Source organism: Parvibaculum sp. MBR-TMA-1.3b-4.2 (assembly GCF_053628815.1).
The window spans coordinates 1,830,281-1,842,429 of sequence record NZ_JBRJHC010000001.1; the positions used below are offsets into that span (position 1 = coordinate 1,830,281).

The following is a 12,149-nucleotide window of genomic DNA, read 5'->3' on the forward strand; positions in this document are numbered from 1 at the left end:
TTGACGCATCTTCAGAGGAGTAACTCATGAGTCGGTTTTTCGGGAAAGTCTGCCAGAACGGCTATGTCGTGCGCGATATCGAGGCGGCGCTCACGCACTGGACGGAGGTGCTGGGGGTCGGGCCGTTCTATTATATCGAGCGGGTGGAGTGTGACTGGTTCACCTATAAGGGCGAGCCCTCGCCGGTGGAGATGAGCATTGCGCTTGCCAATACGGGCGATCTGCAGATCGAACTCATCCAGCAGCGCAACGACGCGCCCTCCATGTATATGGATTTCCTGAATGCGGGCCGCGAAGGGCTGCAGCATATGTCCTACTGGACGACCGAGTTTCAGGCCGATTACGACCGCGCCGTCGCGGCAGGCTACAAGGTGGGCCATGAAGGCCAGATCGGCGGGCCTCAGGGGCGGTTCGTCTATTTCGACACCGAAACCCATCCGGGCACGGTGATCGAGATGTCGGATATCAGCGGCGCGAAGGGCAAGTTCTTCGAGCATATCCGCAATGCCGCAGCCAACTGGGACGGCAGCAACCCGATCCGCCCGGTGCGGTGAGGCGGACGAGCTGCGTAGTTTCACCGGCTTGGCGGAAGCTCCGGCGGCAGGCACTCTCATCCCATCGCCTCACCGCGCCGGAGATCATCCATGTTCCAGCCCGAAACCGCCGGCCATCTGATGAGCCGCCGTGTCGCCACGCTGCCCGCCAACGGCATGGCGGGCGACTGGCGCCACCGGCTTCATGAAAACGAGTGGGAAGTGGTCGACCCTGTCTTCGTCACGGATGAAGGCGGCCGCTTTCTCGGCGCGATGCATCTCGTCGCGCTGTACGACGCCCCCGAGGACAGCACGATCGCCTCGCTCATGCGGATAGACTGGCCTCGCGTCACGCCCGAGACCGATCAGGAAGCCATCGCGACGATTGCCCGGGAGCACGACGTTTCCGATGTGCCGGTGGTCGACGAGGCGGGAAAGCTTCTCGGCTGCGTCACCGCGCTCCGCCTGCTCGACGTCATCTGGCGCGAGCATGTGGAAGATATGCAGCGCTTCACCGGTACGATGAAGGCGACCAGCACCGCGCGGCACGCGCTGGAGGATTCGCCGCTCAGCCGGTTCGCGCGGCGGCTGCCCTGGCTGCTTGTCGGGCTTGGCGGCAGCGTGGCGGCGACCTCCATCATGGCGGGTTTCGAGACCGAGCTCTCGGCCAATGTCGAGATCGCCTTCTTCATTCCGGCGCTCGTCTATCTGGCGGATGCCATCGGCACGCAGACCGAGGCGGTCGCCGTGCGCGGACTGTCGCTCAGCCATAAGCCGCTCTGGGCAATCTTCGGCGGCGAGCTGGCGACGGGGTTGCTACTCGGCCTTGCGCTCGGGGCGCTTTCCTTCCTGCTGATATGGGCAGGGTTCGGGGATGCGTGGCTGGGGTTCGGCGTGGCGCTGTCGCTGGTCGCGGCAGGCGGCGCGGCGAGCAGTGTCGGCCTCGTCTTCCCGTGGGTGCTGAGCCGAATGGGCGTGGACCCGGCTTTCGGCTCGGGGCCCGTCGCCACCATCGTTCAGGACATGCTGAGCCTGATCGTCTATTTCGCGGTGATGACTTCCTTCGTGATGGAGGCGACGTGAGGGAACTGCCTAGTCGGCAGCCCCCTTCAAGTCGTTGAGCACTTCTTCGCGCGTCCTCTCCCAAGTCAGCTTGTTGCCGTCTTCACGACCCAGCATGGTGATGGGGTCGGCATTGTCCACATGACCGTAAAGCCCGCGATAGACGGAATAGCCGCACAGCTCCTGCAAGCGGCGCGGAAACTTCTTCGCCTCTTCAAGCGAAACGCCGAGGTACTGGTTTTCCTGCTGGCGCATAAAGCCCGCGCAGTAGTAATTGGCCACGCAGAAACGGCGTTCATCGGTGCGGTTGGTGCCGCCCGCATGCCAGAGGCTGCCATGCCAGAAAAGCACGGAGCCCGCGGGCATTTCGCCCGCCACCGTATCGCGCTCGATATCGTAGCCGGGGTTGTAGCCCGACGCCTTGTGGCTGCCGGGCACGAGGCGCGTCGCGCCGTTTTCTTCCGTGAAGTCTGAAATCGCCCAAATGCAGTTCAGCGTGAAGGGCTGATGCGGCTTCGGCACCGGGATCAACTGGTCGTCGGCATGCAGAGGCTGCGCCCCCTGCCCCGGGCACAGCGTGATCGAACTCAGGGAAGAAAGCTGAAGTTCCCTGTCCAGCACACGCTCGGCAAAGGGGAGCGCTGCCGGATGGACAGGGACTTTCCAGAAAGTGGGGCCGTGCGCGAGCAGATTGTAGATGCGGACCGTGTTCTTGCCTTCGAAGCTGGTCTCACGAAAGCCGATTTCATGCTCGCGCTCGACGCGCAGCAATTCCTCGCGGATTTCCTCCACCAGATCCTTTTCGATCACATTCTCGAAAACGACGAAGCCGTCCCGTTCGAAGGCTTCCATCTTGGCGTCGAGATCGATGCCGGATGCAGGCATGTCTCCTCCCCGTCTTCTGTATCGGAATAAAACGGGGGCGGACGGCATGACACCATCCGCCCCCGCGAAGCAGCTTTAAGCCATCGCGTCGCGGAACATGCCTGCATATTCCTCAGCGCTCGCGGGCTTGGGATTGGTGAAGGTGCAGACGTCGCGCGCGGCGTGGGCCGAGAGATAGTCGATCCGGTCTTCGGTGACGCCCATTTCCTTCAGGTTCTTCGGCAGGCCCAGACGCTGGTTCAGCGCCTCGATCTCTTCGGCCACATCCGCCGTCTGCTTCAGGCCCATCGCCTCGCGGATGCGGGGCAGCGCCTCGCCGATGCGGTCGTGGTTGTAGCGCAGCACGGTCGGCATCACGACGGCGTTGAGCGTGCCGTGATGGAGGCCGAGCTCCTTCACCGAACCGCAGGCATGGCTCATGGAATGGACCGCGCCGAGACCCTTGGTGAAGGCCATGGCGCCTTCGGTGGAGGCCAGCATCATGTTCCAGCGCGCTTCCTCGTTCTTGCCGTCGGCGACGGCGGCTTCGAGAAAGCCCTGGCCGAGACCGCGGCGGATACCATCGAGCCCCACGGCTTCAGCGGGCGGGTTCACCTGCGGCGAGCACACGGCCTCGATGCAATGCGCCATGGCGTCCATGCCGGTGGCGGCGGTGAGCATGGGCGGCAGGCCGATGGTGAGCTGCGGATCGCAGATCGCCATGCGGGGAATGAGGTTCTTCGACGCCAGAATGAGCTTCTCGCCATTGTTCATGATGACGACGGAACCGGAGGACACCTCGCTGCCCGTGCCGGAGGTGGTGGGCACGGCGATCAGCGGCGCCACCGCGCCGATTTTCGCCACACCGCCCATGCCGGCGGTGTAGCCGAGAAGATCGCCTTCATGCGTGACGTTGAGCGCGACCGCCTTGCCGAGATCGATGGAGGAGCCACCACCGACTGAGACGATGCCGTCGCAGCCTTCGGCCTTGTAGATTTCGGCGGCTTCCAGCACCGCGTTCTCGGTGGGGTTGGCCGGTGTGCCGTCATAAATGGTCGGCTGGATGTCGTTCGGGATGGCGCCGCGCACCTTGTCCAGAATGCCGGCAGCGACAATACCCTTGTCGGTGCAGATGAGCGGACGCTTGATGCCGTTCGCCTGAAGCGCGGCGGCGAGCTGGCTGATGGCGCCGTGATCGAGAACGGTGGTCGTGCAGAATGTCAGATTGGCCATGGCGGGCCTCCTCCCTGATGCTGTTCTTGTCGCCCTTTCATCGAAGGGCTTTCAGGAAGCCTAGCACAAGTTTCCGGTACGGAAGGGAGGATCGTTCGAGGGATCAGGCGGAAAGGGACTGACGGGCTTCGAGCGCGGGAAGGAAAATCGCAAAGGAAGACCCGCGACGAGGCTCGGATTCCACATGGATGCTCCCGCCCTGCATCTCGGTGAGCGTCTTCACCAGATAGAGGCCGAGACCGGTGCCCTGACGGGACGGGTCGTAGGAATTATCCACCTGCTCGAAAGGATCGAAAATCGACTTCAGTTTCGTCGCCTCGATCCCCCGTCCATTGTCTGTCACGGAGATGACGAAGCCCCGGCCCTCGCGCTCCAGCGCAACCTCGATCGTGCCGTCGCGCTGAGTGTATTTGACGGCGTTGCCGATCAGGTTCAGCAGAATCTGCTTCATGGCGCGGATATCCACCATCGCATGGCTGTCGCCGCATTCGATCCGGGCTGCCAGGTGCTGACGCCGCTCCGCGGCAAGCGGCTTCATGGTGGCGACAGCGGAATGGACAATATCTTCCAGATCCTCTTCTTCGATATTCAACACCATACGGCCGGAATCGGCTTTGGCGACGTCGAGGAGGTCGTTGATCATACCGAGCAGCATCTGCCCGTTTTCATTGATCTGTCCGATGTATTCCCTTTCGGGGTCTTCCGTATCGGGATGATTTTTCTTCAGGAGCTCGGAGAAACCGATCAGCGCGGTGAGGGGCGTCCTCAGCTCATGGCTCATACTGGCCAGAAAGCTCGATTTGGAGACCGCGCCTTCCTGCGCTTTCTCCGCCAGTTCATCTGCGCGCCGGAGCGCCGATGCCAGTTCGGCCTCCCGAGCCGACATTCTGCGCATCGCTTCGCGCTGCCATGCGTCCCGGCGGGCCTGCGCTTTGCTCTGGCGCAAACGCATGGCATAGACCGCTCCGCTCAAGATCGCGGCGATCAGCATACCGAAGAGGAAATGCGACCAGTGTTCGTCATCCGCATTCATGCGCCAGGTGACCAGGACACTGCCGATCAGAACACCGGAGAAGGCGAAATATATTTCGTGCCGGTGAGACATCAGCCCGAGTCCCACAACGGCGAAAGCCGCATTGGTGGTCAGTTTGGGCTCGCCGAGCAATAGCTGATGAAGACCGGTGTTCCACACCACCAGCCCAAGAAGTACCGCTTCAACGATAAATGGGTGATGAAACAAGCGCGGGTCGCGCGTGAACCCGACAGCGATCACACATGCGGCAAGACCGCTCGCGCCGGCCGAGGCGACCAGCGTGTCGCGCCAGGGTCCTTCGACGAGAAAATAATGCGCCGGCGTGAGCAAGGCATAGAGCACCGCCACCGCCGCGGCCAGGACCGGCACGGAGGCGCGCGCGTTGCGTAAGTTCAGACGTGGAAGACTTTCCTGCATCGGGCTTTCTCGAAGGCGGGCTGCCGCACCGAGAAGCATGCAGAATGCGACTTAAAAAAGGATTATTTCATCCAAGCCCCGGACGGCCGGAAATCTGTGCCGGAACGCCACAATCTCAGCCGCAAAATATCCGGGTGATTTTCCCGTCCCTGTCATATTCGACATTCAGCCGGGTCGGGACGTGATCCATTGTGAGCATGGATCCTTTCTCGAAGAAGCGGGTCCGCGTGACATGCACCGCACGGGCAGTTTCAAGCATATGCCGCAGGTCCTCATATGGCTTGCCCACCCATTGCCCGGCAAAGCCGGCGGCCACCTCATTGCAGTCTTTCGGCATTTCGGACCTTTGCTCGGGTGGTTTGTGCGCCGGCGTGGCCGCCTTCTCCCGGTCGCAGGCGGCCAGAAGGCTCGCACCGGTCATTGCCATAATGAGTGCAAACGCTTCCGGCCGCATGTTCATCTCCTTCAATCGGCTGCGGTGTTCTCGTTCACCTGCGCCTTTTTCACCGATGCCTTGACGACCGGAATATCTTCATCGGCCAGCTCCGGCATGCGGTTCTTGCGGTTCAGCGCGGCCTCGATATAGGGCGCCAGCTCTTCCGCCTTCTTCCTTTCGCGTTCCACACGGCGGGCGGCGAAGTCCGGCATCACCTCGGCGGCGAAGAGTTCCAGCGATTCGCAGATCTGGTCGTGCTTGTTGCGGCCAGCCTGCTGCATGAAGATCACCTGATCGACACCTGCCTCCTCGAAGGCGGCGAGATGCTTGCGCATATCGTCCGGCGTGCCGATGCCGGTCGCAATCGCGTCGGCGCGTTTGGAGGCCTCGACGATCTCCTCGGTGCGATTGCCCCGCGCCTCGATATAGCTCCCCCACAGGTTCGAGCGGCCCGGCACGGTATCATGCGCGACGAGCGCGTTGAGCGCATAGCCGAAGAACTCGAACCCTTCGTGGCCGCGGCGGATCGCCTCCGCCCGGTCGTGATGCAGCGAGAAGTTCGAGACCATGGCGATATTCGCATTCACCGAATGACCTATGGGTTTGCACTCGTCGGATTTGATGATGCCGTAATAGATGTCGGCCCAGTTCTTCGCTTCTTCCGGATCGACGAAGGAGAAGGCGAGTGCGCCGACGCCAAGCGAGGCCGCCACGCGGATCGTGTCGCGATTTGTGCATGCCATCCACATGGGCGGATGCGGATTCTGCATCGGCTTCGGGATTACATTGCGGCAGGGCATGGAGAAATATTGCCCTTCGAACCCCGGATAGGGCGTCATGGTCATCATGTTGGCGATCTGCTCGGCCGCTTCGATGGCGATGGCGCGCTTTTCCTTGGCGGGAATGTTGAAGCCCCCAAGCTCCAATCGCGTCGCCCCCTCGCCGAAACCGAACTCGACGCGCCCGTTCGACATGATGTCGAGGGTCGCCAGCGCTTCCGCCGTGCGGGCGGGGTGATTGTAATTGGGGATCACCTGCCGGATGCCGTGACCGATCCGAATGTTTTTCGTCCGCGCGGCGGCGGCGGCAAGAAATACTTCGGGTGCGGAGGAATGAGAATATTCCTCAAGGAAGTGATGCTCCACCTCCCAAGCATGATCGTAGCCCAGCTTGTCGGCCAGCACGACCTGCTCCAGCGCCTCATGAAAGAGGCGATGTTCGTCGCCCTCTTCCCAGGGTCGCGGAAGCTGCAATTCATAAAAGACACCGAAACGCATGTGATCCTCCCAAATCTTTTTTTGTCGTTGGGAGGATTATAGGCATCCCGACCCCGCCTTATGCAAAGGCAGTGTTGGCCATGATTTTTATGCGCTGCAGCATATGCCTAGCCAGCAGCGCCGCCCCGGTCGGGCTTTTTATGGCGCCTCTCCAACTCGGTCCGCGCCTTTTCCCCTCCGGGATCGCCGCTTTCCGCATCGGCGAGCTTTTGCAGCGCTTCATCGGAAAGATGGTGCAAAGAGCCTGACGCATCTTCCCGGGCGGCTTCACGCATCAGATGCTGAGAGTCGTAGAAAGAGGACTTGTGCCGTCTGCGGCGTCCGGAAAACCGGCGCCATAAAGAAGAAAATGTGAGCATGTCGCTCCCGATCCGTCGGGAAGAAGGGGCCTTCTTCCGGAAACAAAAATCCGAGCGCTTTCCTCATGCGACACGTTGGTCGCTTTTGCAGCAGCGGGGCTTGGCGGCATAGCAATCGGGCCGCGCTGTGCTCCCTTGCGAAACCATACATCTGCCAAGGGATATAAAGCCAGCGCATGTGAATGTGCCCACACTGATTTCCAACCCTTTCATGACGCATGGAGATCGGCGTGAAACAGGGGCCCCCGGGGGTTACTTGGGGCTACTCGACGGCGAGGCCGTCCCGCCCGGATAGATCCGTCCGCTCGGCCTCACGAATTCCAAGCTTTTGCCGGATCTCCCGCCTGGTTTTCATTTCGCGGCGGGCGGCATCCACCCAGCTGGCGTTCTTGTTGGCCACGATAACCTGCGCCAGTTCCTCGTCGGAAAAGCGTATCAGGTCGATGAAGCCGGTGTTTTCCAGCGCCCGTCGCATGAAAGTCTGTGAATCGTAATAGGAAACGCGGCGCCGGTGCGGGATCGCCTTCACGAGCATACGCTTTAGAATTGAAACCATTCCATTCACTCCGCCTTTCTCAGGAGGCAGACCCTTTAGGCTGGCCGCGCTCCATTTCAGTACATCCTTAGTTTTACTCCTTTCCGTTGATCATTGGTGAAGCACACGGTCCGAATATCGAGAGTTCCCTCCAATTCGGAGCAATGGACGGCGGGCCGCATCGCCGCTAGCCTTCGCCGCCATGGGTGGCGCGAAAAATGGCGGAGAACAGGGTTGGAACGAGTTTTGAAGATCGCTCATCGGGGCGGGGCCGGCCTCTGGCCGGAAAACACGATGGAAGCCTTCGAGCGGGCGATCGCGGCGGGCGCGGACGGCATCGAACTCGACGTGCATCTGTCGGCGGATGGCGTGCTGGCGGTTCATCACGACGAGAGCCTGAAGCCCGCCATTGCGCGGGGGCCGGGCGGGGAATGGCTCACACGGCCGACACCGCTGCTGAAAGAACTCACCTTCGAAGAGATGCAGCGCTACGACATCGGGCGGCTGCGGCCGGGCGCGGGCTATTCGTCGCGCTATCCGGAGCAGACGCCCTTCGACGGCGCCCGCATCCCCGCGCTTCGCGATGTCTATGAGCTGGTGAAGACGAAAGCAGGCAGTGATTTCCGGCTCTATGTGGAACTCAAGACGGCGCTGCTCGACCTCAGCCAGTCAGCCGACCCCGCCTCTTTGGCGGAGGCCGCCGTGGCGCTGACGCGCGAGCATGGGCTGTCGGAGCAGGTGACCTTCGTCTCCTTCGACTGGCGGGCTCTGGCGCGGGCCAAGGAGATCGCGCCGGAGATCGAAAACGCCTTCACCACGCTCCCTTTCTTCCAGATCGACCCGGAAGACCCCTCCGCCGCGCGGGACGAGCCCGGCTCCACGGATGAGAAACTGCGCGCCGCCTCCGCCTCTGGCGCGCCCTGGGCGAACGGCTATGACTGGCGGGCGCAGGAAGCCAAGGATTTCACAACGCGCATGCTCAAGGCCATCGCCGCCGGGCCCGCCGACGGGTGGTTCGCCTGGCATGGCGATGTGACGGAGGCGAGCGTCGCGGTCTGCCGTGCGGCGGGGCTTTCCGTTTCCTGCTGGACGGTGGACGATGAGACGGAGATGCGCCGCCTCATCGCGCTTGGCGTCGATGCGATTCTGACCGACCGGCCGGATCGCCTGTCGAAGGCGCTGGCGGCCTGAAAGCAAAAAGCCCGGCGGAAACCGCCGGGCTCTTTTCGTCTTCGTCCAATGCCGGCTTCAGCGCGGCGCCAGCACCATGACCATCTGGCGGCCTTCGAGACGGGGATAGGATTCGACCTTGGCGATCTCGTCCACCTCTCCCTTCACCTTGTTCAGAAGCTGCATGCCGAGCTCCTGATGCGCCATCTCACGGCCACGGAAGCGGAGCGTCACCTTGACCTTGTCCCCTTCCTCGAAGAAGCGAAGCATGCTGCGCATCTTCACTTCGTAGTCATGCGTGTCGATGTTGGGGCGCATCTTGATTTCCTTGACCTCGACGGTCTTCTGCTTCTTGCGCGCCTCATTGGCCTTCTTCTGGGCCTGGTATTTGAACTTGCCGTAATCGAGCAGCTTGCATACGGGAGGCTTCGCATTGGGCGAGACCTCGACCAGATCCAGGCCGGATTCGTCGGCCATCTGCATGGCATCCTCGATCGCCACCTCGCCGCGCTTTTCGCCTTCGGCGTCAATCAGCAGCACGGTGCGTTCGGTGATCATGTCGTTGACGCGCGGGCCGTCTTTTGACGGTGCGGGCGCCTGGTGCGGTCTGCGAGCTATGAACTGGTCTCCTTCGAGCTGGGCGATCGGCCTGTTTGTCTGACTCAGACCTTCATGACAGCCGGAGACGAGGCATCGCCTTTTCTCCTTCGTGGCATGACGGAGCTTCTCTGGAAGCCCCGATCGCGGGGTTTACGCTGCAATCCTATAGATTTGTGATGTCGTGGCTGCAAGTCAAGAAACAGGTGGACGGTCCTTTTCCGCGTCATACCAGGGGATAGAAGGCCTCACCGACCAGCGCAGGAGGCGGCTTCGCACCGTCGGCGCAAGGTCGTAGCCGCATGCCGCGCCCGCCCAGGACAAACGCCTTGAAAGCGTCAGAAACCGCAAGGGACCGCGCATATTGCCGTCCCGCCAATGCGCGGCAAGGGGGATATCCGCCGGGGTTTCGGCGCCTTCATGGGTCAGAAGCAGCAGGGCCGCGCCGCCATGGGCCGCCGATATCCGCCGGAGCGCCGGCCCCGGCGTTTTTCCCCGCTCCCGAAGCATCATCACCACGACCGGGCGGGCCGGGAGGTCCTTTTCAGTCATTTCGCGGCCAGCAGGCGCGCATAGATTTCGAGCGTGGAGCGGCACATTGCGCCGACCGAATAATGCGCCACGGCGTTCATCCGGCCGTTCCGGCCCATCGCGTGACGGTCGGCTTCGCTCATGTCGATGATTTTCCGCATCGCGGCGGCGAGCGCTTTGGCATCGCCGGCGGGCACACGCAGGCCCGTCGCCCGTTCAAGCCCGCCCTCCTCCGAGGGGTCGCGCACCGTTTCGCGCTGGCCGCCCGCGTCGGAAACGATGACGGGCCGCGCCATGGCCTGCGCCTCTACCGCCGTGCGGCCGAAGGGCTCCGGTTCGATGGAAGGGGAGACAACCGCGTCGGCCAGCGCGTAGGCCGCCGGCATGTCGTCGCAATTGCCGCAGATGCGGACATGCGGCCCCAACCGGGCGTCGGCGATCTGGTGTTCCAGTTCGGCCTTGTAGCTCTCGCGGGCCTGATGGTCGCCGACGATGCAGAGCGAAAAAGCGGTGACGCCTTCATCGAAGAGGATCTTTGCCGCTTCGATGGAGAGGAACTGGCCCTTCCAGCGCGTCAGCCGCGCGGGATGAATGAAGACGGGACCCAGCTCATAGGGTTTCCACGCCGCGCGCAGCGCATCCATGCGCCGGGGCTCGACCTTGTCCGCATCCAGCGCCGTAACATCGACGCCGCGCGGCACGGTGAAGACACGCGCCTCATCCGGCCCGTGAATGCGCCGGATACGGTCTGCCGTGTAATGGCTGTTGGCGATGACCGCATCGCCCTTCGCCATGACGGAATTGTAGAAGACCTTGAGGGTGGGCTTTTCATGCACGCGCGAATGATAGGTCGTGACGAAAGGCCGACCCGAGCGCCGCGCGGCGGCCAGCGCGCTCCAGGCAGGCGCCCGGCTTCGCGCGTGAACGAGGCTGACGCCTTCCCGCTCAATGAGCCGCGTCAGGCGTTCCACATTGAGCGCCATCACCACCGGGTTCTTGGAATGGACCGCAAGCTCGATATGCTCGCCGCCCGCCGCTTCGAGTTCGGGCACCATGCGCCCGCCCCGGCTCGCGACTAGCGCCCGGCCGCCCGCCGCGACGACCGCGCGGGCGACATCCACCGTGGTGCGCTCCGCCCCGCCCGTTTCCAGCGCCGGGATCACCTGCAGGATCGTCGGACGGCCGAGATCGGCAAACGGGTTGCGGTCGGGATTCATGTCGGTCCTTGCGGTTCGGCGCGCAAAGCCACAGGTTAGGCGCGTCCTTAAGGGAAGAGCGTTCGAGGATGTCCAAGATGACCGAGACGACCGAAACGGGCAAGTTCGCCCGCCCCCCGATCACGCCCGGCGCGGAGGCCGAGACCATCGCCTATGCGCGCGAGGTGCCGACGGCGCCCGCCGGCCCGACCGGCCTCACCTGGCTCGGCGGTTTCAAATCCGACATGACGGGCACCAAGGCGACGGCGCTGGCCGACTGGGCGAAAGCGGCCCGGCGTCCGTTTCTGCGTTTCGACTATTTCGGCCATGGCGCGTCGTCAGGGCGCTTCACCGACGGCACGATCGGCCGCTGGCGCGACGACGCGCTCGCCATGATCGACGAGAAGACGGCGGGACCGCAGATCCTGATCGGCTCCAGCATGGGCGGCTGGGTGGCGCTGCTGGCCGCGCTTGCCCGCCCTGAACGCGTGCGCGGGCTGGTGCTCATCGCGCCCGCGCCGGATTTCACGCAGGCGCTGATGTGGGAAGGCTTTTCCGACGAGGTGAAAGCGACGCTGAAACGCGATGGCATCTATCGCCAGCCGTCGGAGTATGACGACGAGCCCTATGAGATTTCGATGAAACTCATCGAGGAAGGTCGCGATCATCTGCTGCTCGGCAAACCGATTCCGCTCACCTGCCCGGTGCGCATCCTTCAGGGCATGAAGGATGAGGACGTGCCGTGGCAACATGCGATGAAGCTTGTCGAGATGCTGGCAAGCGAGGATGTGACGATCAATCTGTCCAAGCGCGGCGACCACCGTCTCTCCACGCCCGCCGACATCGCGCGGCTGACATCAGAGATCGAGGCCCTGATCGCGGAATCGGAGCGATAGGACGCGAGGA

Annotated in this window: 13 protein-coding genes; 4 read left to right on the forward strand and 9 right to left on the reverse strand. The window is 63.0% G+C overall.

Going from position 1 to position 12,149, the window contains the following annotated elements; genetic code table 11:
* Window positions 1-26: 26 nt before the first annotated feature.
* Both ACSSVQ_RS08815 and ACSSVQ_RS08820 read left to right on the forward strand, forming a co-directional pair.
* The gene (locus ACSSVQ_RS08815; protein WP_454182374.1) at window positions 27-554 is read left to right on the forward strand and encodes a VOC family protein; all 528 of its coding nucleotides are present in this window, start codon (window positions 27-29) and stop codon (window positions 552-554) included.
* 90 nt (window positions 555-644) lie between these two features.
* Window positions 645-1,616, forward strand: coding sequence for a magnesium transporter (locus ACSSVQ_RS08820; RefSeq protein WP_454182377.1), 972 nt, complete (start codon window positions 645-647; stop codon window positions 1,614-1,616).
* Between the two features lie 9 nt (window positions 1,617-1,625).
* Here the strand turns inward: ACSSVQ_RS08820 and ACSSVQ_RS08825 are convergent, their stop codons facing one another.
* The 6 genes from ACSSVQ_RS08825 to ACSSVQ_RS08850 all read right to left on the reverse strand — a co-directional run bounded on the left by ACSSVQ_RS08825 (window position 1,626) and on the right by ACSSVQ_RS08850 (window position 7,770).
* Window positions 1,626-2,480 carry a phytanoyl-CoA dioxygenase family protein gene (locus tag ACSSVQ_RS08825; protein ID WP_454182379.1) on the reverse strand — a complete coding sequence of 285 codons (855 nt, stop codon included), beginning with the start codon at window positions 2,478-2,480 and terminating at the stop codon, window positions 1,626-1,628.
* Window positions 2,481-2,555: 75 nt separating this feature from the next.
* The gene (locus tag ACSSVQ_RS08830; protein WP_454182381.1) at window positions 2,556-3,692 is read right to left on the reverse strand and encodes an iron-containing alcohol dehydrogenase; all 1,137 of its coding nucleotides are present in this window, start codon (window positions 3,690-3,692) and stop codon (window positions 2,556-2,558) included.
* Window positions 3,693-3,795: 103 nt separating this feature from the next.
* A complete protein-coding gene (locus ACSSVQ_RS08835; RefSeq protein WP_454182383.1) occupies window positions 3,796-5,142 on the reverse strand; it encodes a sensor histidine kinase in 1,347 nt (448 codons plus the stop codon).
* A 115-nt stretch (window positions 5,143-5,257) separates the two neighbouring features.
* Entirely contained in the window at window positions 5,258-5,602 is a 345-nt protein-coding gene (locus ACSSVQ_RS08840) for an I78 family peptidase inhibitor (RefSeq protein WP_454182385.1), read from the reverse strand.
* Window positions 5,603-5,607: 5 nt separating this feature from the next.
* Window positions 5,608-6,855, reverse strand: a complete 1,248-nt coding sequence (locus ACSSVQ_RS08845; protein WP_454182387.1) for an LLM class flavin-dependent oxidoreductase — start codon at window positions 6,853-6,855, stop codon at window positions 5,608-5,610.
* Window positions 6,856-7,476: 621 nt separating this feature from the next.
* The gene (locus ACSSVQ_RS08850; protein WP_454182389.1) at window positions 7,477-7,770 is read right to left on the reverse strand and encodes a hypothetical protein; all 294 of its coding nucleotides are present in this window, start codon (window positions 7,768-7,770) and stop codon (window positions 7,477-7,479) included.
* 213 nt (window positions 7,771-7,983) lie between these two features.
* On the opposite strand from ACSSVQ_RS08850, the gene ACSSVQ_RS08855 reads away from it, so the two are divergent.
* A complete protein-coding gene (locus ACSSVQ_RS08855) occupies window positions 7,984-8,940 on the forward strand; it encodes a glycerophosphodiester phosphodiesterase family protein (RefSeq protein WP_454182391.1) in 957 nt (318 codons plus the stop codon).
* A 57-nt stretch (window positions 8,941-8,997) separates the two neighbouring features.
* Here the strand turns inward: ACSSVQ_RS08855 and infC are convergent, their stop codons facing one another.
* The 3 genes from infC to ACSSVQ_RS08870 form a co-directional block, all read right to left on the reverse strand.
* Entirely contained in the window at window positions 8,998-9,537 is a 540-nt protein-coding gene (gene infC, locus ACSSVQ_RS08860) for a translation initiation factor IF-3 (RefSeq protein ID WP_339614018.1), read from the reverse strand.
* 174 nt (window positions 9,538-9,711) lie between these two features.
* On the reverse strand, window positions 9,712-10,068 hold the full coding sequence (locus tag ACSSVQ_RS08865; RefSeq protein ID WP_454182393.1) for a hypothetical protein: 357 nt from the start codon (window positions 10,066-10,068) through the stop codon (window positions 9,712-9,714).
* Window positions 10,065-11,264 (reverse strand): glycosyltransferase, encoded by a 1,200-nt coding sequence (locus ACSSVQ_RS08870; RefSeq protein ID WP_454182395.1) that lies wholly within the window; start codon window positions 11,262-11,264, stop codon window positions 10,065-10,067. Before ACSSVQ_RS08870 ends, ACSSVQ_RS08865 begins: the two co-directional genes overlap by 4 nt.
* Window positions 11,265-11,332: 68 nt before the next feature.
* On the opposite strand from ACSSVQ_RS08870, the gene ACSSVQ_RS08875 reads away from it, so the two are divergent.
* Window positions 11,333-12,139, forward strand: a complete 807-nt coding sequence (locus ACSSVQ_RS08875) for an alpha/beta hydrolase (RefSeq protein WP_454182397.1) — start codon at window positions 11,333-11,335, stop codon at window positions 12,137-12,139.
* Window positions 12,140-12,149: the final 10 nt, after the last annotated feature.

Coding starts and splice junctions, on each gene's coding strand:
- ACSSVQ_RS08815 (WP_454182374.1), top strand. CDS start 27: ATGAGTCGGTTTTTCGGGAAAGTCTGCCAGAACGGCTATGTCGTGCGC.
- ACSSVQ_RS08820 (WP_454182377.1), top strand. CDS start 645: ATGTTCCAGCCCGAAACCGCCGGCCATCTGATGAGCCGCCGTGTCGCC.
- ACSSVQ_RS08825 (WP_454182379.1), bottom strand. CDS start 2,480: ATGCCTGCATCCGGCATCGATCTCGACGCCAAGATGGAAGCCTTCGAA.
- ACSSVQ_RS08830 (WP_454182381.1), bottom strand. CDS start 3,692: ATGGCCAATCTGACATTCTGCACGACCACCGTTCTCGATCACGGCGCC.
- ACSSVQ_RS08835 (WP_454182383.1), bottom strand. CDS start 5,142: ATGCAGGAAAGTCTTCCACGTCTGAACTTACGCAACGCGCGCGCCTCC.
- ACSSVQ_RS08840 (WP_454182385.1), bottom strand. CDS start 5,602: ATGAACATGCGGCCGGAAGCGTTTGCACTCATTATGGCAATGACCGGT.
- ACSSVQ_RS08845 (WP_454182387.1), bottom strand. CDS start 6,855: ATGCGTTTCGGTGTCTTTTATGAATTGCAGCTTCCGCGACCCTGGGAA.
- ACSSVQ_RS08850 (WP_454182389.1), bottom strand. CDS start 7,770: ATGGTTTCAATTCTAAAGCGTATGCTCGTGAAGGCGATCCCGCACCGG.
- ACSSVQ_RS08865 (WP_454182393.1), bottom strand. CDS start 10,068: ATGACTGAAAAGGACCTCCCGGCCCGCCCGGTCGTGGTGATGATGCTT.
- ACSSVQ_RS08870 (WP_454182395.1), bottom strand. CDS start 11,264: ATGAATCCCGACCGCAACCCGTTTGCCGATCTCGGCCGTCCGACGATC.
- ACSSVQ_RS08875 (WP_454182397.1), top strand. CDS start 11,333: ATGTCCAAGATGACCGAGACGACCGAAACGGGCAAGTTCGCCCGCCCC.